Source organism: Paenibacillus sp. M-152 (assembly GCF_003856555.1).
GTDB lineage: Bacteria > Bacillota > Bacilli > Paenibacillales > Paenibacillaceae > Paenibacillus > Paenibacillus polymyxa_C.
Genome location: NZ_CP034141.1, coordinates 228,139 through 247,674 on the forward strand (window position 1 = coordinate 228,139; position 19,536 = coordinate 247,674).

Genomic DNA, 19,536 nt, shown 5'->3' on the forward strand with positions numbered 1-19,536 from the left:
CTGTGTATTTGTGGACTATATGTGGATGATTATCTTAATACATTGTAGGTAAATGCTCGCCTATTGACAACATTGTTCACAGGATGTGTATTTATGTATATCCGGTAAATGTAAATGCTGGTATCCCAGGCACTATTACGGTATCATTGAGTTAGCAATTGCCAGTAATCGCCAGCATACGGCAAGAGGTGAGAAATCAGTGTGTCGATAAAAATCAGAATAACGATCATTTTGTCGGGGTCGGTCCTGTTTATCCTATTGTTAAACATCGCACTCAATTACTACACGACCCACGAAAATCTAAGAAGTGACAGTGAAACCAAAATGGTTCTGACGGCTAAAATCATCGGAGGAGCTATTGAACAAACCCGACATAGTTGGGAGGCTGTTGACAAGCAGCTCGGATATAATCTGTGGCTCTCTGCTACGTTGGCTGCCAATCAGCTTGATCCCGACATCCGAAATATCCAGCAGGAACAGCTACAACAGATAGCTACACTCCACAGGGATATTAATATCTCTTTGATGATCCGAGATGGACAGGGGTATAAGGTTGTCAAATCTTCGAATCCTAAAGAGCTAACGTCATCCGATCCATTAATGGGGTATTGGAAAAATGCAGTTGACCAATTATATGAGCATGGACAGGTGGCCATGGCGCATGGTCAGAATCTGGATCATTTTTGGACCAGTTCTTTTGATTACACAGATTCAGCCTCCTCACATATTAATAAATGGGGATTTTATTATGACCAAAAACGCAATTACTTAATTCGAGTATCCTTCCAGGATACTTCAGTCCAGGATTTTATACCTATCTTGAGTCCAGCTGAGATTGTGAAGCAGACTCAGCAAGTGGATTATCGCATTTTGGAGATAACAGGAATCAACCCTGCAACCTTTGGTGGCGCTACGATGGACAAGAACGGTAACGACCGAAAACACTATTACATGTACAACGAACCGATTCAATTCGGCACGTATCAACTAGCGAGAGTGCCTGAGGATCGTTTGGCCGTGTCAAGGGCGATCCTTTCGGGAGAGAGTATCGTACAAGATTGCTATATTAAAGGCGAACGAGTGCTTGTCAGTTACATACCTTTTTATCCGACAAACCGTGATGCCTATGTCATTCGTATTGTCATGAATTATGATACAATCGCTTCTGTTATATCTAAGCAATTGATTAGTTTAGTTGCTATTTCCATTGTTCTATTGGAGGTTGTGATCATTGGAAGCTATGTGCTCGCCAGCCTATTTGTCCGTCCGATTCAGTCGATTTTGGGAAAAGTGAACGAGATGGCTGACGGCCATTTTGATACACGGCTAGAAATTAAGGGCGGCCATGAGCTTGCACGGCTGGGTGAGCGCATCAATGCGATGGCCTACAATCTGGGGATGTATACGAGAAGACTTGAACAGATGTATGAAGAAAACCGTTCTGTAAAGGAGCATCTAGAATCGGTTATTAATCAGACGGCAGATGCGATTCATGTAACCGATCAGGAGGATCGTGTTATTCGGGTTAACCATGCCTTCGAAGCTTTGTACGGATGGACTAAGAAGGAATTGGTTGGCCGTAAGCTGGAGTTTGTACCTCCGCAGCAACAAGAGGAGTATGAATTTCAGAAGGAGAGCCTGCTTCAGGGAGAAAGCATCGTATCAAGTGAGACCCTACGAATGCGTAAGGATGGAAGTACAGTAGAGATTAGTATGAGTACGTCCCCTATTCTGGATGAACAAGGCGAAATCTTAGGCTTTATCTGTGTTTCGCGTGATATTACGGGGCGCAACCGGATGGAAGAACTGCTGCGTAGATCAGAGAAGCTGACAACCGTAGGGCAACTGGCGGCAGGCGTAGCGCATGAGATTCGTAACCCATTAACCACGCTACGTGGCTTCCTACAACTACAGCAGCAAAATCAAGTGTTGAATATGAAACACAACGATATTATGATGTCTGAGCTGGATCGCATCAATTTGATCGTTAGCGAGTTTTTAATACTGGCGAAGCCACAGGCAGTGCATTTTCAGAAAAAAGATGTTCGTTATATTGTGAGTGATGTTATTTCTTTACTGGATAGCCAGGCGCATCTGTTGGGTATTGTATTCAACCTTCAGGTCACGGACGAGCCTGCCTTGGTATATGCTGAAGAAAATCAGTTAAAACAGGTATTCATTAATTTACTTAAAAATAGCATGGAGGCTATGAGTAAAGGTGGCATCATCACAATTCATTTGTTCTTAGAGGGAGAAAGCGTTAAAATCTTCATACGGGACCAGGGAACGGGTATTCCCGCAGAAATGCTATCCAAGCTGGGAGAACCTTTTGTCACAAACAAAGAAACAGGTACAGGACTAGGGCTTATGGTCAGCCAGCGTATTATACAGAGCCATAAAGGCACACTGGATATTGAAAGCACAGAGGGAGAGGGAACAACCGCCCTCGTGCAGCTTCCGATCGCCAAGCCTGAGTAATGAGCTGGGGGCAGAAGGAAGTGTGTTCGTAGAAATGGAGGGTACACAGGTTGCGCATTAACAAATTTATCAGCGAAACTGGCTTTTGCTCGCGCCGGGAGGCGGACAAGCTGGTAGAGAGCGGCCGCGTGACGATTAACGGCGAAGTGGCCGTGCTGGGCAGTCAAGCGGAGGAAGGCGATGACGTCCGTGTGAACGGCAAGCCACTGCGCGATAAGTCCGATCACGTCTATATTGCATTGAACAAGCCAGTGGGCATTACAAGCACGACAGAGAGCCACATTAGAGGCAATATTGTCGATTTTGTGGGGCACCCGCAGCGGATATTTCCAATTGGACGCTTGGATAAGGATTCGGAAGGTCTCATTTTATTAACCAATGATGGGGACATTGTGAATAAGATCTTACGGGCAGAAGGCAAGCATGAAAAAGAGTATATCGTAACAGTGGATCGTCCAGTCACACCATCCTTTGTGCAGGGGATGTCCAGCGGTGTAAAGATACTCGGTCATCGAACGCTGTCCTGTGAAGTAACACGTGTATCTGAGTATGTATTCCGTATTATCCTGACAGAAGGGAAAAATCGTCAGATCCGACGTATGTGTGCTGCCTTCGGTTATGAAGTTAAGAAACTGCAGCGCCTACGAATTATGAATATTCGTTTAGGATCCCTTCAGAAAGGCGCCTGGCGTGATTTAACAGAGGCTGAAAAGCTGGAACTGGGCCAGATGCTTGATTATACACTTAGCTAATGCCAGAGGCCTTCTTATAGCCTACAGCGCTTGTCCCTCGTATATGACAGGGCTAGAGAACAGAAATCCCTAAAGTAAAAGGCACCAGCTGCATAAAAAATGCGGCGGTGCCTTTGTTCATATAACATATTCATGATGATCAACCTTCATTCGAGCTTGAGGTAGGACTAATAACTTGTGTACCGTTCTGATATTTGCGAAGAACGGAAATTTCGACACGACGGTTTTTGGCACGTCCTGCTCCAGTTTGATTGCCTGCCAATGGTCGATACTCGCCATATCCGATGGATACAAACTTGGTAGGATCAAGCTGAGGATTGAGCAACAAAATACGCAAGAAATTGAGCGAACGCTTGGCACTCAAATCAAAGTTGGACGGAAACTGACTATTGGAAATAGGTACATTGTCCGTATGACCTGATACGATAACGTCATAACCAGGAAACTGTTGGAGCATGCTGGAAATGGATTTGGCCAGCTTTCTCGCTTCTGGCTTTACTTCGGCCTGCCCGGATGAAAACAGGGCATTATCACTAATGGTGATCATCAGCTGGGATTGGTTCAGCTTGGTGTTCAGTAGGGTGGACAGGCCGTTATTTTGAATATACTGATCCATTTGCTTTTTAAGCTTCTTTAAATCTTCTTCTTCCCGCTGGGCGAGTTGCTTTTGCAGATCAGAGGTGGAAGTGGCTTTCGATTTTAAGGGTTGTGATACCTCTTCTTTATTTTTGCCCATATCCATGGATTGTGACGACGGATTCGCGGCTGAGTGATCCAGCACGCCAGTACCGCCACTAAAAGCTGAACTCAGGGATTGAGCCATAGTTTCAAATTTTTTGGCATCGAGCGAGCTCATACCGAATAAGACAATGAAAAGAGCCAACAGAAGGGTCATTAAGTCGGAATATGGCAACAGCCAGCTTTCGTCAGCATGCTCTTCATGCGGTTCATGTCTCTTTTTACTCACTGGAATCGCCATCCTTCTGGGTCATCGAAGCCCGTTCGGTTGGAGTTAGGAAGATTGCTAGCTTCTGGCTGATGGCAATCGTCGAGATACCAGATTGAATGGAAAGCAGACCTTCGACCATCATTAACTTAAGTTCCACTTCTTTCTTGGATAGCCGTTTCAGCTTGTTGGACATTGGATGCCATAGGACATAGCCTGTAAAAATACCGAGCAACGTTGCAATAAAAGCGGCTGCAATGGCATGGGACAGTTTTTCCATGTCACTAAGGTCGGCCAGAGCGGCGATCAGACCTACAACCGCACCAAGTACCCCGAGTGTTGGAGCGTACATACCGGCTTGGGAGAAAATCAGTGCGCCAGCGCGGTGTCTATCTTCGGTAGCGTTAATGTCTTCCATCAGAACATCGCGTACGAACTCCTGATCATTACCATCGATAATCATTCGCATACCGCCGCGCATAAAGGGATCGTCGATCTCTTCGACCTTGGATTCCAGCGCGAGCAGACCTTCACGACGGGTAATGGATGCCCATTCGGTAAATGTACCGATAAGCTCCTTGCGATCCAGCAATTTCTGCTGGGTGAAAATAATTTTAAACAGCTTTGGCACCCGTTTCATGTCATCCATCGGAAACGCCATGAATATACTTGCTGCTGTTCCGACGAAAATAATCATGTAAGCAGCGGGATTATTGACCAGATTGACGACTGGCGCGCCCTTCAGGATCATCCCGACGACCAGTGACAAAAGCCCGAGCACAAGTCCAATAATGGTTGTAATTTGCATGATACACCTCATCCATGAGAATAGATTTTGAATCCTTTCATGCCGCATGGGTCGTCCTTGCCCCAAGCGCGTCATTATGAGACGGATTATAGTATTTATCGACAAAACTCTCTTTTTTGTTAAGGGCCAATTTCCGGTATAATAAAGTGATTATGTATTGAATCGCTGAACCATTGGAGGAAATAGCATGGGAGTAAAGCATGGGCGCGAGTATGAACAAATTTTGAACGATTTGACAGAGGCTGTGGGACGCATCCCAGATAGCTATGAATTTTTTGAAATGGAAGCAGAAGATTGGGACAGGCTGAACCCGATGGGGCGTCAGGAAGTCAATGAAGCTTTGGCAGAAGACCTATTTTATGCACTGGGTACGGAGCCAATAATCACTGTAGGCAGCGGCGTTGTGATTTATGAGCCGGAGCAGCACCGGATCTATGTACTCATCGGAGATGAGGAGCTGACGTCGGTCCCTTTGATTTGAAGGCCGTCTTATGGATTTATCAACGGGGCCGTGGTAATATGTACACCAATATATCGTAGTTTTGGCCGCATGTAAGCGGCTAAAAGGCTTCCGTATAAACGGGGAGGAGTTCGTAACATGCCTTTTACACAAGAAGAGATTGAAGCACATCTGGAGAAACTGGAGGGCTGGGAACTGGAGGAAGGACGTTGGATCGTTCGGAAATATAATTTTTCCAGTTTTATGAAGGGAATTGCATTCGTGGATGAAGTTGCCGCTATATCTGAGGCATTCAATCACCATCCATTTATTACGATTGATTACAAGACCGTGACTCTGCGTTTGACCTCTTGGGACGATGGCGGTATTATGGCCGTAGATATTAAGGAAGCCCAACAATATAATGAAGCTTTTGAAAAAATGCGCAGCAGTCATTGATTTTATAATGATCTGTTGTATATATTAAGAGCGCCTTCGCTATACAACATCGCGGTTGTATAGCGAAGGCGCTCTTATTTATAGAACCCGGTTCTGTTGTTCAGGACGATATACCATACAATAGAACGGTTTTCTGCCATCTGGAGTCTGACGTTCATAGGTATCCGTCAGCTCAAATCCAGCTGCCTTGTAGGCTCGTATAGCCCGCTGATTCCAGGTGAGAACCTCTAGGTCAATTTCATTCTGTGGATGACGTCGTCTGGCTTCCTCGGCAATGGCCCGGACAAAGTCGGAGCCTGTGCCATGTCCGCATCTTTCGGGATGCATTCCAAGACCCAGCCGGGTCACACCGACCATAGGAAAATATTGAGCAAATCCCGTCAGCTCATTCTCTTCGTCCAGTACGGCAACATATTGCTCTTGGCGAAGCGTGGGACTTCCAAATTCGACTTCAAGTGCCTTCATTTGTTCCCAGGGAAGCCAGCCGTATATGTTGTAGGGAGGATCATAGCGCCACTCACAGATTTCAGCCGCTTGATGCTCGTCCATCGGTACGATCCGGTAGTTGGATATTGAGGCCGGCACTTTTTCATTCCTCCTTATGTAGGTACTTCAATCATTAACCACAGATTGTAGACAAGTTGTAGGAGAATGGCAAGCGTGTTTATTTCGTACCTAAGTCGGGTATACATTCAATAAGAAGGATTTACTGCTCATATGCTCCCCCAGCGGTGGCGGTAAAAACGACGATGTTCGCTAAAACTGAAACCTTTTGAGGTGTCAGTTCGTCAGTAATGATAATAATTACTGATGTAGTGGACATAAAAAACCGCAATTCGATTCCGGCCAGAATCAAATTGCGGCTAGGGTTAGCTTGCTGTGCGGTAGTTATTCTACGTTGTCGTCATCAGGAATATCTGAAGCTACAGAATGGTAAGCGTCTGTGCTCATAATTCTTTTTGCACCGACATAACGGTTAGCGTAATAATTTTCGTTCAGTGAGCTAACTACTACACCACGTGAAGTCGAGGAGTGGGCGAATTTCCCTTCACCTACGAAGATACCTACATGGGAAACGCCTCTTCCTGTGGTGTTGAAGAACACCAGGTCGCCTGGTCTCATTTCATCGCGGGATACAGAAGCTCCCATTTTGAATTGTGATCCAGATTGATGCGGCAGTTTAATTCCCAGTTTGTTGAATACATACATTGTGAAGCCGGAGCAATCGAATCCCTCGAGTGTAGTACCTCCGCTTCTATAGTTCGTTCCTTTGGCATCTTGGATGACCTGGTCCATCTTAGAGTCTGCAAATGCACTGCTGCCACCGAATGTAAAAGATGTAAAGGCAATGGCGAGACCCATGGCTGCGATCGTTAGCTTCTTCTTCAAAAAAAATATACCCCTTCCAATGCCTGCGAGGTTAGCTTAAGGATTCGGTAGAAGGTTCCCCTATGACCACTCTGTTGCGAGATCAATTCACCCAAACTGGTTCCCCCGCTTCCTAGGTGCCAGGAATTAGGCTTAACTTAAGATGTGCACCTTGGAGAGCAGTATTCACGACAACGATGTTTTTAAGATAAAGGTTACAATAAAGATTACAAAGTTGTTACTATCAGTTCACTGCGATTATTGTAACAAAGACAGCAGGCTTTGGCAAATGTTTCATCGCAAAAAGTTACAAAAAAAATCTGTTCCTAACGCCCTAGGAACAGATTCTGTTAACAGTATTCAGTTATGTGCCGTTTGCACGGGAAAGAAAAAAGTTTTTTCGACAGCTAAAAATGCAGGAGAAAGCATAAAGAGAGGGATTAGCCTCTGCTGGAGATATCGATGTGCCATAGACGATACTGCGAACTGATATGCCACAGCCTGACCAGACTGGTAACAAAATGATACGATTGCTGGAGAATTAGCGCCAACATACCAGTCCAAATCATCGCTACGGTGCCAAATAGACCGAAGACCAGCAGCACACAAGCACCAAGCAAGAGAGATACGCTTACAGCCGGAAGAAGCTGGCGAAAGAAGGCGAGCAGGGACGATAGTATGGCGTGACCACTGACCGTGCCCAGTTGCATATACAGGATGCACTGCCGAATGAACCAACCGTAAGCCACCCACCCAATGGCATAGGGCAACAAATGCAACAGGTAAGAGGAAGATTGCAGCGTTCCTGCTACAATAGGATAGAGTCTCGGTACCACCCAGAAGGCGGGAAGCAGCAGCAAACCCAACTCGATGATGTAATACAACAGAGATGACATACCGTGACGTTTCATCCCCTTGAAGAAGGACAGGCTTTGCGGTTCAGACGCATCGGTATACAGGCTTTGATATATGCCAGCTCTAATGAAGGGAGTGATTAGGACGCGCAATACGGTCGCCCCTAGTAGTATCCATAAATATACGTGTACTTCCCGGCTGTCCATCAAAGCGATCTGGCCCTCCATCCAAAACAAGGTCTTTCCCAGCTCGTTTTGGCTCTGATCAGGATAACGCAGCAGCAGCGGGACAACGGCCGACTGTACCAGCCGATAGAGAAATACTCCCCACAGCAGACGATACAAAAATAAAATGATAACGATATAAAAGCGTATGCGCACTAGCGCCCAGCCTTCTTTTAAAACAGTCCGCATCTATAGACACCTCACCATGACAGACTTCCAAGCAGTGTCTCCAACAGCTTGGTTACACTCACACTCCAACGGGTTTGTTGCTTTTCGTCCAATTCAGCCTTCAGGCTATTATTAATATGCTTGTTCTCCAGTGCAATAGTGTATAGAGGATCAACGGTCACATAGGACACGGGAGAGGTGCTTTTGAGTCGGAAAGATGTACTTTTGCCCGTACCGTCCCATGCCTTAAATATTGTGGTGCCATCCTTGAAGGTAAATTGAACAGGGATCTTGGGATAATCTGCTCCTTTTTTGCTGAGCGTCACGACTGCTTCATATCCATTCTCCAACTTGCGGTTCGTGATGCGATCGACAGAAAAGTCCGCCATCTGGCCGTCATATACATATTGTTCAAAATAGTGGCTCCATGAGCGTCCAGTCACCCTCTCCACGACACGCTGAAAATCCTGTGAGGTCGGATGCTTGAATCGGTAGGTCTGGACATAGGTTCGCATAACCCGGTCCATTTTTTTCGTACCCACCTGACGTTCAATACCTCGTAGTACCAGCTTGCCTCGTGAGTAGGCATTTTGTGCATACTCAGCCGACGATCCGTACTTCCAGGATTCGCGGTTTAGGGGCTGTGGAGAAGCTACCTGTCCGGATTGTAATGGCAAGTTGGGGATAAGCCCATATTCTTGCTCCATGAGCCGTTCTTCTGCATAGGAGGTGAAGCCTTCATCCAGCCAGGGCTCCTCAAATTCATTATTGGCTACCATTCCGTAGAAATATTGATGCCCAATCTCATGAACCAGCGTCCGTTCCAGATTATAGCCGGGATTCAGTTGGTCCGCAGCTGCGGCCGTGATGAGTGTCGGATATTCCATGCCGCCGGCTCCACTGCCTGTTTTGGGTGGAACAACGATAGATAGAGTGGAATATGGATAAGGCCCGTACCATTTGCTGTAGTACGAAAGGGCGGCCTTGGCTGCGCTCATATAACGTCCTTTGAGTTCCTTATGGGACGGGTCCAGATAGAGCTTGATTTTGACACCAGGAACTTCAGTAGAAGAAAAGGGTTCTTCTACGGCTACAAAGTTGGGTGAAGCGGACCAGGCAAAATCGTGTACATCATCGGCATAAAATTGATATATTTTCTGGCCGTTCTGTCGTACTGCACCACGGGTGGGAAATCCGGTCGCTGCTACGATGTGTGTTTCAGGCACCCGAATTCGTATGCTGTAAATTCCAAAATCGGCATAGAACTCGGAGTTGCCATGATACTGATGGAGGTTCCAGCCCTCGTCGGCGCGTCCACGTTGTCCTGCAGTCTCATAGACGCTGAGCTTTGGAAACCACTGTCCAGCCATTACAAAATCATCTGTCACACCCATACGAGCAAAAATGCCAGGCAGTTTGACTTCAAACTTCATATATAGTGTGATTTCTTCGCCACCTCGTACTGGCTTGGGCAGACGTACCTTCATGAGCGAACGGTCACTTGCGTTACCGTCATCTGGTTGTACATATTGAGTACGGTGCATGAGAGATAAACCATCTTCTGTCTTTAGTTCGGTCAGCGTCATGGAGCCAAAGCCGTCCTTGGGCATGGTGTCTCCGCGCAGCTTTCCCCCGGATTCTTTCATAAAGGTGGTTTCCATGGAAGAGAAGGCATTCGGGTATAGATGAAGATACAGATCATTCACAGTTTTCTTGCCCGGATGTCTCCAGGTCAGTGTCTCAGTGCCTCGCAAAACCCGTCCTTTTTCCAGAGATACATCAATGTGATACTCCACCACCCGTTTGCTGAGAATTTCCGAAGCGGGCTGTGGAGGGTTCTTGGGCAGGTCGGGCATGATGTTGGCCCCTAGAGGCTTGCCCATATCTGGCGCAAGCGCAGACTCAGACTCGGAGCCGTATAGTAGTTTGCCTGCAGACTGAGGGGCGGATTGCGATTGGGGTTGCCAGGCAAACCATAACGTCCCTGCGAGGAGTCCGAGGGCTAGTGTAGACAATAAAACGATTTTGGAGCGTGCTGGGGTCATACAATGGATACCTCCCGTTGACAAGCATCTACAGCATGTATATGTTTGCTTTCGGGAGATTATTAGTTAAAATATTTATAGTGTAGAATGAGTGTGAAGACGGAAATTGGAGGCCTAGTGACGCATGAGTGAAAATCAGCCGGACGGCAAAAAGCAGATTGCACTGAATATTGTCAGTGGCAAGAGTAAACATAAGGGCTTCGGCGCAGGCTCAATCGACCTGAACAGCATGTCCCCGGTCATCATTGACCGAGGAGAGGCGAAAATTGATATCGGTGCCATGCATGCCAAAAGTAAAGTGGAACGTGGAATCAAGTTCTCTACGAATAAAGAAGACGTACCGAACGGACGCCAGGTATGGCTGGTATGGGTAGCTGTGGACCGTACGCCTGAAGGACGTATGTACGGTGGCGCGACAGCCTGCGAGATGCTGATTGACGACGAAGCAAAACGCGGCTGGAAAATTCTTGCCGATCATGTTAACCGTATGGATTATGCACTCAAGCGCCGTTTCATGCTGGATGATCTGGGCAGCGAAGATAAAGCAGCGCTCAAAAGCCTGCTGATTTCGCATAATCAGGAATGGTGGGACGCTTCGCCAGAGGAATTGAAGCAGGCGCTAGAAGGGTAAGTAGAAAAAAGGACGATTAAACTTAAGGCAACTTCTTGGTTTGGTGAGTGGTTGCCTTTCGTGCGATAAGCATTCAAATTAAAGGTTACATAACTTTAGAAAATGTAAGGAGGGAATCTAAATGTCTGATCAGATTGAACTCATGGGTGAGTGGTGGCTACCGGATAATCCTGATAGCAAATTATATGGAACATTAAAATATGATCAAAAGAAGATAGAATTAATTATTATGGGTCAACTTAAAAAGACGGAAGGGTTTTCTTCAAAGGTAGATAACAGCGTCGAAGTGATTCAAGGGTTCACTACAAATGGGAAGAGAGTGAGCTTAATAGATTGTATACGTGTGGGGCATAAATTTAACATACCTGGGACATTTACTGAAAAATATTCCCCAGAGCTTTTATTTATAGGTACTCACTTCAATACAAAAGAAAATATTGCATTCACAAGTGTAAAGATTTCCTATCAAAACCTTGAGCAATGGTTATCTCCTTCTTCATACGCTGTGTCTTATAATGATGACGAAAAAAGTATGATAATAGAGTATTCTCTACCGAAATCTATAAAAGCTAATTTCAAAGATGTAGAAATATCTTTTGAATATAATGCAGAGTCGCGGGGAAATAGTTATAATAATTTTTCTATTCAACAAACTGCTTGGATTAAGTTTAGTAGAATAGGGCAAGGAATCAGTTATTTATACATGCACGAGTTAATTGATAATTTCTCGAACCTACTATCTATTTGTGCCACTAGATACATTAGTCCAGCAAAAATAATAGTATCTACAGAAGAAGATAAAAAGATAGAACTTATCTATATAAGTGAGAATAATGAAGTTCTTAATGAAGATTTAAAAAGTCATGATTTCATATTTAGATATGTAGATATTGAAAGTGACCTTCAAAGTTTCCTCGATACATGGACTAATAAATATGAATTGTTAGAACCTGTTATAGACTATTTTGTAGAATCTCATAAGAAAGAGGTATTTACTCCAATTTCCTTTTTAAAGCTAGTGCAATCATTAGAGACGTTTTCAAGGAGGATTAGGCCGAATTGGGTAGAAGATCAGACTAACTATAATACAAAAATTGAACAAATTTTGGAGGATATTTGTGAGGTTGAAAATAAGGACTGGCTTAGAGAGAAACTAAGATATAGCAATGAACCTACTTTAGCTACAAGGTTAAAACTCTTATTTAAAGAAATTAATTTCCTTTTGGGGCTAAATTCAAAAAAAATTTCTAGCTTCTCATTTAAAATAACGGAGACAAGGAACTACTATACACACTTTGATGTAAGTAAAAAAGATAAGAGCTTAGATATTCATGAAATGTTTTATTTCGGGAGATTATTCATTTTGATGTTAAGGGCTTTAATTCTTAAAGAATTAGGCTTCAACCAAGTATTTATTGAAGAACATGTGGATCAGAAACATGGTTTAGATATTATAAAACAGGAGCTTAAGTTCTAATCGAAAACAAACGTAAGAATACTTTTTGAAAACCCCTGTGAAACTAGCAGCCAATATTTAATATCGCTTAAATATTGGCTGACATATACCTAATTGAATTCAGAAATTACTCTTTGTAATATTTGAGGATAGATCGTTATCTCGGCGAGGACGGTCTATTTTTTTCTGTGAATTTCCTGAGAGTGAAAAGTAAAACAGAAACTTCGAGAAGGTTTTTAATCCAGATTATTTTTTACCTCATCAAAAAGGTGAAGAGCATCTTTAAAACCTTGTAAGTATATGCTATTCTCAAGAATGGCTTGTAGTGAAATCTGTGTATCTTCATAAAGAAATATAACATGCTGAAGATTGTCTGGAACGGAATCACGAATTTGTTTGAAATATTGATCACATGAAGTAGATAAGTCTATGTAGTCTGATTTTGTTTTTAGAAGATTGGAGTATAATACTTCTAATCGTGTGCGAATAAGGGGTTCAATTATAACATCTAAGGAATACATCATAATGTACATAACTCCTTTTCATTAACTTTATAGAGTTATTATAAGACCTTACAGAGTTAATGTAAAGTTGTTTTTTAACCTTAAAAAGTTAATGAGTATACTTATGGAGCATAAATTAAACATATCAGATATAGGAGGGAAAATAATTTGCTGAAGTGTAACATTCGGGCGCTTATGGCTGAACACCGAATAGATGATATCACGGAGCTGATGAGTTTATCGGGACTTAGCAGAAATTCAATCAATAAATTATATCGCGAGACAAATATAGAAACAACCAAATTGGAAACATTATTTAAGCTTTGTGATACCTTCAATTGTAAGCTTTCAGACCTCATAGAATATGTACCGGACAAATAAAATGACAGAGCAATCAGTAAAATATTTGAAGATAAAAGCTGTATTTACGTTATAAAATGAGCTATACTGAGGTAAGAATAGTAAAGGAGTCGTGCGTCAACACGACCCCAGCATACAACAACTGCATAAAGAGCAGTCGGCCGGGTAAGATAAGGTCGAATATAGACCGTATTCCTTAGTCAGAGCGGTCTATTTCTTTTTCACGTAGGTAAGCAATGCCAGAATGAACATGCCAAACATGATCATCAAGGAAATCGCGTCTTTAACCTCCATGGGCATCACCTCCCTTCGGGGAGACTAGCCGACCGCCCTTTTAGCCGTATGTTGTACTAGCAAAGTATACCATAAAACAATCGCTTTTAAGAGTGAAAATACTTAAATGCGTAATTACGATAATAAATGACCCGACTAAGATGAACATCATCGCCTTGACATCATGGAAAGGCATTCACTATAATTCAAATAGAAATCGGTTTCACTCCGGTTTTATTTAATGAATTCGTGGAACCGGTTCCTAAAAGGATATAGTTTTTTTCCTATCGCTGTTTATGAATGTAATCTCTAAATAAGGTGGCATCGTTATGTTTAAATGGTTGAAAAAGAAGGCGGCTCCCCGTATTGAAGAATTCGACATGGTAGCGCCAATTAAAGGAAAAGTGGTTTCTCTAGAAGAGGTTCCAGATCCTGCGTTCTCTACAAAAGCTATGGGGGATGGCATCGCTATTCATCCATCTGAGGGTAGGGTCACCGCTCCTTTCGCGGGAAAAGTTGCCCATGTCATGGAGAAAAGCAAACACGCTCTGATTATTGAACATGAATCTGGCGTACAAGTTTTGATACATGTCGGGATTAATACCGTCTCTCTCAAAGGGCAGGGGTTTAACCCTCATGTCAAAGTAGGAGATAGCATTAAAGCTGGACAATTATTGATGGAGTTTGATCTGGATGCGATTCAACAGGGTGGATTACCTGTAATTACTCCAGTAATCGTTCCAGACGGGCAAGATATGATCAGTCATGTGGAGATATTAGAAAGCTCATCTGCTACTTCAGATGTACCTGTATTAAGGGTTCATTTAAAAGCCTAGCTTTCATTCAGAAAAGACTAACCAGGAATTCCTGGTTAGTCTTTTCTTTAGATGATTCACTGACTGGTCAAGGGACTGGTATGAACATGTGAACAAAAGCTAGGATTCACATATTTCAGATATCCGCTGATTACAATTGCCTTCGTATAGCCCTCCATGAAAACAAATCACTTTTTTAATATCATATGGCAGCAGGTTTTTAAGAGATTCTTTGGCGATATTGAAATCACAGCAGTATTGCGGGTCTGGAGCCAGTAATTTGCCGCTTACTACACGTAGAGCATCTCCTGCAATCAGGGTTTGACTGGATTTATGATAGAAACTTAGGTGTCCTGGTGTATGTCCAGCAGTATCTATAACTAAGACCCCCCCACAGAAGGGCAATTCCTCTCCAGCAACGATGGTGGAGTTTACAATAGCCTTTGGGGGATTTTCAAGTGTACGCCGGAATGCATGTCTCCACTCTACCGGAACGGATTCAGGCATGGAGCTTACAGCTTGATCTATTGCTTCTGGGGTTAGCTTTATAAGCTGTTTTTCTCCCTGTATATAAGGCTTTTCGATAGAACTGGCTAATACTTGAACTAGGGAGGAAGAAGCCTGGATTATATCTGCTAAACTGCCAATATGGTCAAGATCCTGGTGTGTTATTAATATGGAGGTAAGTTTATGGATTGCTAATCCGGTACCTAGAATAGCTTCATTTAAAAGGGAGAGTTGCCCGGGGTAAGCTGTATCAACTAAAATCATATTGTCTTCGTCCCACATTAAGGTGGGGTGAATGCTCTCTATACTTCCCATGATATTAGCAGAAACCTGGAGCATGTGTATTCCTTTGTCTAATTGCATCGAATCCCTCCCATAAGAGTTGATGTAATACAAAGGAATCTTATCATGAAATCCAAGTATGTAAACATAAATTATAACATAAAAATAATTATTTGCAAATATGTATAATGCTACATTTGTGTGACGGTTAGGAGCGATGACGTGAAGAAAATTTATTTTGTTAGACATGCCCAAGCAACTGGACAGGAACCAGATGCCCAACTCACCGATGAAGGTAACCTACAAGCTGAGCAGTTGGCTGATTTTATGGAGAATGTAGGTGTGGAATATATTGTGTCCAGTCCATGGAAACGGGCCGTGCGAACCATTCAGCCCTTGGCTGAGCGTAGACATTTGCAGGTATATACTAATCTACGTCATTCACAGAGTGTGGAATATGGGTGGAAATAAGTAAGGCGCGTTCACTATAAGTGCAGAATGGTTTCGAAAGGGGAGACGCATATTGAATGCAAACCGTTATTTAAAATTAGAAAAGGCATTGTTTCAGGCTTGGTCTTTGGAGTCTAGCTCTAAATGGACAGCTAATAATCCTGCAGCCGGACAATGTGGAGTCACAGCGCTTGTCGTTCAGGACAGGCTTGGTGGTGATATTTTGAAGACCTGGCTGGATAGCGGCTGGCATTATTACAACCGAATCGGTGAGGACATTATAGATTTTACAAAGTCGCAATTTTTAAGCCTTCCACAGTATCAGCATGTACACTCCAACCGAGAAGAAGCATTCTCAGACACCAATGCAGAGCAGTATGCAGCCTTAAGCCGGAGACTAGGGGAATCTCTTAACGAAAAGGTATAAGGGTATTTAAAATGTATCCATAGCCAAATAGTTTTTAGGGAGTAAGGAGGGAGTGCAATTAATAAATATTTAGCAGTTGCGGTGATCCTTCTTGCGATTGTGTGTGGCTTGCTACTGAATCCTTCTAAACAAAACCCAATACCATTGGATCAACAGGAATCAACCCCACAAAGTAAAAAGTATTCAGGCGAGAAGTATGTATCGAAATATAGTTATAAAAAAGTTAATGATCCAAAGACTGTATTGATGACATCCAATATTCTTCATGCTACATCGCTGGAGGAGGAGAGCAGTGCTCAGTTTAGAGGAGCGCTAATTACTTTATTCGGACAGCCTCAAAGGACATCGAAAGATTTGGAAGAAGCTTATGGGTACATAATTAAAGCAACAAATTCGACTGGACAGAGTTGGATATTGACTGCATACGAAGGACCAGGCGGTCCTGCTATAGGGGGAGATACTGAGAAAGACTCTATAACAGAAGTTGCGCAGGATCTGTTGAATCTGATTGCAGCTACAAAGCCCGCAGATTTCGAAGATGTGGGTTATTATGAGGATACTGGATCTACTATTCATTATGGATGTAAGGAACAAGTCTGTTTTTATCAGGAAAGCACTACAGAGCAGCATGCGACGGATGAGTAGAATGACGGAGTAAACAGTAAAATTTAGAAGTAGATCGGTACCTTGTCGAGGGCGGTCTACTTCTTTTTTCATATAGGTAAGCAATGTTGCTTTAGGGTAAAATCTAATTTAGCCAATGGCTGGGAAAGCTTAGAGAAGGGGGCAGTTTGGTTTTGCTATTGCCTTTAGCCGAATTTAACTGCGCTTGTGTAAGAAAGATACTTCCTTCCAGATTAGCCCCACTTAAGTCAGCATCTCTAAAATCTGCACCGATAAGGTCAGTCATGCTCAAATCAGCCTCACGTAGGTCAGCAGCAATCAGTAGAACGCCTCTCAGGTTGGCACCTCTCAGATTAACGCCTCTTAAATTGGCCCCGATAAGGTCTCTATTCTTGATTTTTTTACTGAGTTTATGGTTCTCCATGTTTTTCTTGAATTTTTCTCGCACTAACTCACTTGTTTGTACAAGTAAATCATTAACTAACGCCCTATGGGTGGGTACATGAAGATCTATAAGGGATTTTGGAGCTTGATCCGTAAGCTGCTCGGTTTTTTCCATCGCTTTATGTAACTCGGTATAAATGGAGTGAGTTTCTTTTAAGCTAAGGGCTTCGTTTAGGTAATACAGCATTTCATGAAGCTGTTGCATGATGGGAAATAGATTGAACATTTCATCAGCTATTGCCGGGTTGTCTCGCCAGCTTTTTCCGTTGTATACAACTTGGGATATTTTTTGACCTGCCCCAAAGCAATCATATACTGTACAGCCTCGCAAGCCGTTATTTCTTAGGTTCTTATGAATGTCGCAGCGATAATCCGCATTTAGGTGTTGACAGGGAGTTCCTCCATCCTTGTTAAAGGCAAAATCAGCAGATTTGGCATAAGGCAAGGCGACACAGCATAAACCAAAACATTTTTCACAATCGGCGGTATACAATAAACACACATCCTTTTATTAGCACCTACTACATGTAATAGTACCAAAAAAAGATGAAGGAGTGTATTGCTAAGTAAAATAGTCGGTTACTCTTTTGCCAAATTTAATTGCCATGAAACACCGTACTTGTCTTCGACCCAGCCAAATTGTTGGCTTACGGGCGAGGCTTCAAGGGGCATTAAAACTCGGCCTTCCTGAGATAGCTGACCAAACACACGATGGATTTCTTCTTCCGAATCACAAGTGACGAATAGCGATAGGGCTGGGGTAAAAGGGTGTTTGTCCTGATGGTTATAGTCTATGGCCATAAAGGTTTGCCCTTTGAGGTTGAATACGGCATGTAACACGGTCCCATCTTCCTGATGAAAAATACTCATGATACCAGACGGCTTAAATACAGAGGTATAATATTGCATGGCTTCCTCTGCTTGACCGGGAAACATGAAGAAAGTTGTGATTTTTGAACTAGAATCCTGCATCAGATCAGCTCCCTTGAGTGGATTATAGATGATAACATTTTTTCTCTTTTATAATAGAAATATTCACGATTAGAGAAGTACTTCATAAAGAAAGATAGGCATAACTGAGAAAGGGGAAAACTGGATGATAGGCGCGACAGCAAGGATTATTGATATGTTGGGCTCAGGCAATAAAGTGGATGCCAGCATCATTTCTGCCTATACGGATGTAGTTGCCCAATATGGAACCGTGAAGGATGCCTGGGAGTTATATAGGCTTTTTGTAGAAGATCCTCATCATTATATTAGGGGGCTGCTTCTTCAGCCGATCATGAGATGCGGAGATGTTGCTTTGGCGCAGGATATGTACGAGCGTTATGTTCGAAATCAGACATCCTCGGAACATATACCTGATGGTGTGCTGCATGTGTTAGGTTATTTGGGTTATGTGGAAGCTGCGGCTGATCTCGTCGCATGGGTGAACGGGCCATATGGGGCAGCATCTGTGGATGCTTGTTTGGGGCTCGTACATCTTCCATGCGAATCGTTCCGTGAACGACTGGCGACTGAATTGGAACAAGCAGTGGATCAGCATCTGTTTGATGAATTCTTACCCCTACTAAGCTTTAAATGTACTACTGAAGATATGATTCCACGATTGGTGCATTGGGGAGAGCGACATGCTTCCGTAGACTGTAATGCAGGAATTATTGCTGGAATTGCTTTGTTTGGAGAAGAGCAGAAGGATACAATTCGGTCTATTTTGTGGAATCCGCTTTGGGAGGCTCATGGAACAGCTACGGGAAGTTGTGTGTGGTCTTATATTGCTATGCAGCATGTAGGGTTGACCTTTAGAGAGCTTATTCAGGATATAAAAAGCTACGATGCATCCAAAGCAGGTGTACAGGACTTGGAGTACCGTTTGGAAGTGTTGTATGAAATGTTGGAACTGAAGCTCAGCTATAGAGTTCAACCGATCCGGTTCGCTCGCCGTAACGAGGAATCATTTGCTCAAATCTATAGCGATTTGTTTAGCTGGTCCACGGAGCATAAGGATGACTCTATTATAGGCTGGATGAACGACAATTTAGGGTATAAGCACCGGCTGCTGAAACAGTATGATGAGCTCAGGAAACGAGTCGAGATTAGAATGGTGCATGAAATTGAGCTGGAGCATGTCCAGACGGGGAGTTAATCCGGTCAAGATATAAGAATTTTTGATATAAAAGGACGAAATGACGGAGTTTGGCGGCGATATGGGGATTCGCCCA

23 protein-coding genes and 1 riboswitch are annotated in these 19,536 nt (G+C 43.4%); of the genes, 12 read left to right on the top strand and 11 right to left on the bottom strand.

Features of this window, described 5'->3' with window-relative positions:
- Positions 1-201 precede the first annotated feature (201 nt).
- Together EGM68_RS00970 and rluF are read left to right on the top strand one after the other, a co-directional pair.
- On the top strand, positions 202-2,478 hold the full coding sequence (locus tag EGM68_RS00970; RefSeq protein ID WP_014599353.1) for a PAS domain S-box protein: 2,277 nt from the start codon (positions 202-204) through the stop codon (positions 2,476-2,478).
- Between the two features lie 50 nt (positions 2,479-2,528).
- Complete coding sequence (gene rluF / locus EGM68_RS00975; protein WP_129548513.1) at positions 2,529-3,230, top strand: 23S rRNA pseudouridine(2604) synthase RluF; 702 nt, start codon at positions 2,529-2,531, stop codon at positions 3,228-3,230.
- Between the two features lie 139 nt (positions 3,231-3,369).
- On the opposite strand, the gene motB is transcribed toward rluF, so the two are convergent.
- Positions 3,370-4,197 (bottom strand): flagellar motor protein MotB, encoded by an 828-nt coding sequence (motB, locus tag EGM68_RS00980; protein WP_013368735.1) that lies wholly within the window; start codon positions 4,195-4,197, stop codon positions 3,370-3,372.
- Positions 4,190-4,984, bottom strand: coding sequence for a flagellar motor stator protein MotA (motA, locus tag EGM68_RS00985; protein WP_013368736.1), 795 nt, complete (start codon positions 4,982-4,984; stop codon positions 4,190-4,192). The genes motB and motA overlap by 8 nt, the downstream gene beginning before the upstream one ends.
- A 187-nt stretch (positions 4,985-5,171) precedes the next feature.
- On the opposite strand from motA, the gene EGM68_RS00990 reads away from it, so the two are divergent.
- Both EGM68_RS00990 and EGM68_RS00995 read left to right on the top strand, forming a co-directional pair.
- The gene (locus EGM68_RS00990; protein WP_013368737.1) at positions 5,172-5,465 is read left to right on the top strand and encodes a hypothetical protein; all 294 of its coding nucleotides are present in this window, start codon (positions 5,172-5,174) and stop codon (positions 5,463-5,465) included.
- A 117-nt stretch (positions 5,466-5,582) separates the two neighbouring features.
- Complete coding sequence (locus EGM68_RS00995) at positions 5,583-5,882, top strand: 4a-hydroxytetrahydrobiopterin dehydratase (RefSeq protein ID WP_007428083.1); 300 nt, start codon at positions 5,583-5,585, stop codon at positions 5,880-5,882.
- Between the two features lie 78 nt (positions 5,883-5,960).
- On the opposite strand, the gene EGM68_RS01000 is transcribed toward EGM68_RS00995, so the two are convergent.
- From EGM68_RS01000 to EGM68_RS01015, 4 genes are all read right to left on the bottom strand, one after another.
- Positions 5,961-6,467, bottom strand: coding sequence for a GNAT family N-acetyltransferase (locus EGM68_RS01000; RefSeq protein ID WP_025677180.1), 507 nt, complete (start codon positions 6,465-6,467; stop codon positions 5,961-5,963).
- A gap of 303 nt (positions 6,468-6,770) precedes the next feature.
- Positions 6,771-7,271, bottom strand: a complete 501-nt coding sequence (locus EGM68_RS01005) for a C40 family peptidase (protein WP_013368740.1) — start codon at positions 7,269-7,271, stop codon at positions 6,771-6,773.
- Between the two features lie 5 nt (positions 7,272-7,276).
- A riboswitch (cyclic di-AMP (ydaO/yuaA leader) is annotated at positions 7,277-7,414 on the bottom strand.
- A 276-nt stretch (positions 7,415-7,690) separates the two neighbouring features.
- Entirely contained in the window at positions 7,691-8,518 is an 828-nt protein-coding gene (locus EGM68_RS01010; RefSeq protein ID WP_013368741.1) for a hypothetical protein, read from the bottom strand.
- A gap of 11 nt (positions 8,519-8,529) precedes the next feature.
- Positions 8,530-10,542, bottom strand: a complete 2,013-nt coding sequence (locus EGM68_RS01015) for a M1 family metallopeptidase (RefSeq protein ID WP_126666912.1) — start codon at positions 10,540-10,542, stop codon at positions 8,530-8,532.
- Positions 10,543-10,666: 124 nt separating this feature from the next.
- Between EGM68_RS01015 and EGM68_RS01020 the strand changes: the two genes are divergently transcribed.
- Together EGM68_RS01020 and EGM68_RS01025 are read left to right on the top strand one after the other, a co-directional pair.
- Positions 10,667-11,173, top strand: coding sequence for a YwhD family protein (locus EGM68_RS01020; protein WP_040102431.1), 507 nt, complete (start codon positions 10,667-10,669; stop codon positions 11,171-11,173).
- Between the two features lie 121 nt (positions 11,174-11,294).
- Positions 11,295-12,650 carry an ApeA N-terminal domain 1-containing protein gene (locus tag EGM68_RS01025; RefSeq protein WP_102163407.1) on the top strand — a complete coding sequence of 452 codons (1,356 nt, stop codon included), beginning with the start codon at positions 11,295-11,297 and terminating at the stop codon, positions 12,648-12,650.
- 215 nt (positions 12,651-12,865) lie between these two features.
- Here EGM68_RS01025 and EGM68_RS01030 read toward each other — a convergent pair whose 3' ends face one another.
- Complete coding sequence (locus EGM68_RS01030) at positions 12,866-13,153, bottom strand: hypothetical protein (protein WP_058711759.1); 288 nt, start codon at positions 13,151-13,153, stop codon at positions 12,866-12,868.
- Between the two features lie 147 nt (positions 13,154-13,300).
- Here EGM68_RS01030 and EGM68_RS01035 point away from each other — a divergent pair, with 147 nt between their 5' ends.
- Positions 13,301-13,513, top strand: a complete 213-nt coding sequence (locus EGM68_RS01035; protein WP_058711758.1) for a helix-turn-helix domain-containing protein — start codon at positions 13,301-13,303, stop codon at positions 13,511-13,513.
- Positions 13,514-13,702: 189 nt separating this feature from the next.
- Here the strand turns inward: EGM68_RS01035 and EGM68_RS25925 are convergent, their stop codons facing one another.
- Positions 13,703-13,792 carry a putative holin-like toxin gene (locus tag EGM68_RS25925; RefSeq protein ID WP_373441577.1) on the bottom strand — a complete coding sequence of 30 codons (90 nt, stop codon included), beginning with the start codon at positions 13,790-13,792 and terminating at the stop codon, positions 13,703-13,705.
- 302 nt (positions 13,793-14,094) lie between these two features.
- Between EGM68_RS25925 and EGM68_RS01045 the strand changes: the two genes are divergently transcribed.
- Positions 14,095-14,601 carry a PTS sugar transporter subunit IIA gene (locus tag EGM68_RS01045; RefSeq protein ID WP_040102430.1) on the top strand — a complete coding sequence of 169 codons (507 nt, stop codon included), beginning with the start codon at positions 14,095-14,097 and terminating at the stop codon, positions 14,599-14,601.
- Between the two features lie 99 nt (positions 14,602-14,700).
- On the opposite strand, the gene EGM68_RS01050 is transcribed toward EGM68_RS01045, so the two are convergent.
- Positions 14,701-15,450 carry an MBL fold metallo-hydrolase gene (locus EGM68_RS01050; RefSeq protein ID WP_126666911.1) on the bottom strand — a complete coding sequence of 250 codons (750 nt, stop codon included), beginning with the start codon at positions 15,448-15,450 and terminating at the stop codon, positions 14,701-14,703.
- A 141-nt stretch (positions 15,451-15,591) separates the two neighbouring features.
- Here EGM68_RS01050 and EGM68_RS01055 point away from each other — a divergent pair, with 141 nt between their 5' ends.
- From EGM68_RS01055 to EGM68_RS01065, 3 genes are all read left to right on the top strand, one after another.
- Positions 15,592-15,840 carry a histidine phosphatase family protein gene (locus EGM68_RS01055; protein WP_240664117.1) on the top strand — a complete coding sequence of 83 codons (249 nt, stop codon included), beginning with the start codon at positions 15,592-15,594 and terminating at the stop codon, positions 15,838-15,840.
- A gap of 52 nt (positions 15,841-15,892) precedes the next feature.
- A complete protein-coding gene (locus EGM68_RS01060) occupies positions 15,893-16,246 on the top strand; it encodes a YunG family protein (protein ID WP_126666910.1) in 354 nt (117 codons plus the stop codon).
- Positions 16,247-16,492: 246 nt separating this feature from the next.
- Complete coding sequence (locus tag EGM68_RS01065; RefSeq protein ID WP_240664118.1) at positions 16,493-16,891, top strand: hypothetical protein; 399 nt, start codon at positions 16,493-16,495, stop codon at positions 16,889-16,891.
- A gap of 103 nt (positions 16,892-16,994) precedes the next feature.
- Here the strand turns inward: EGM68_RS01065 and EGM68_RS01070 are convergent, their stop codons facing one another.
- Both EGM68_RS01070 and EGM68_RS01075 read right to left on the bottom strand, forming a co-directional pair.
- Entirely contained in the window at positions 16,995-17,807 is an 813-nt protein-coding gene (locus EGM68_RS01070) for a pentapeptide repeat-containing protein (RefSeq protein WP_058831463.1), read from the bottom strand.
- Between the two features lie 86 nt (positions 17,808-17,893).
- Positions 17,894-18,286, bottom strand: a complete 393-nt coding sequence (locus EGM68_RS01075; RefSeq protein ID WP_013368750.1) for a VOC family protein — start codon at positions 18,284-18,286, stop codon at positions 17,894-17,896.
- Between the two features lie 124 nt (positions 18,287-18,410).
- Here EGM68_RS01075 and EGM68_RS01080 point away from each other — a divergent pair, with 124 nt between their 5' ends.
- Positions 18,411-19,460, top strand: a complete 1,050-nt coding sequence (locus EGM68_RS01080; protein WP_058831462.1) for a hypothetical protein — start codon at positions 18,411-18,413, stop codon at positions 19,458-19,460.
- Positions 19,461-19,536: the final 76 nt, after the last annotated feature.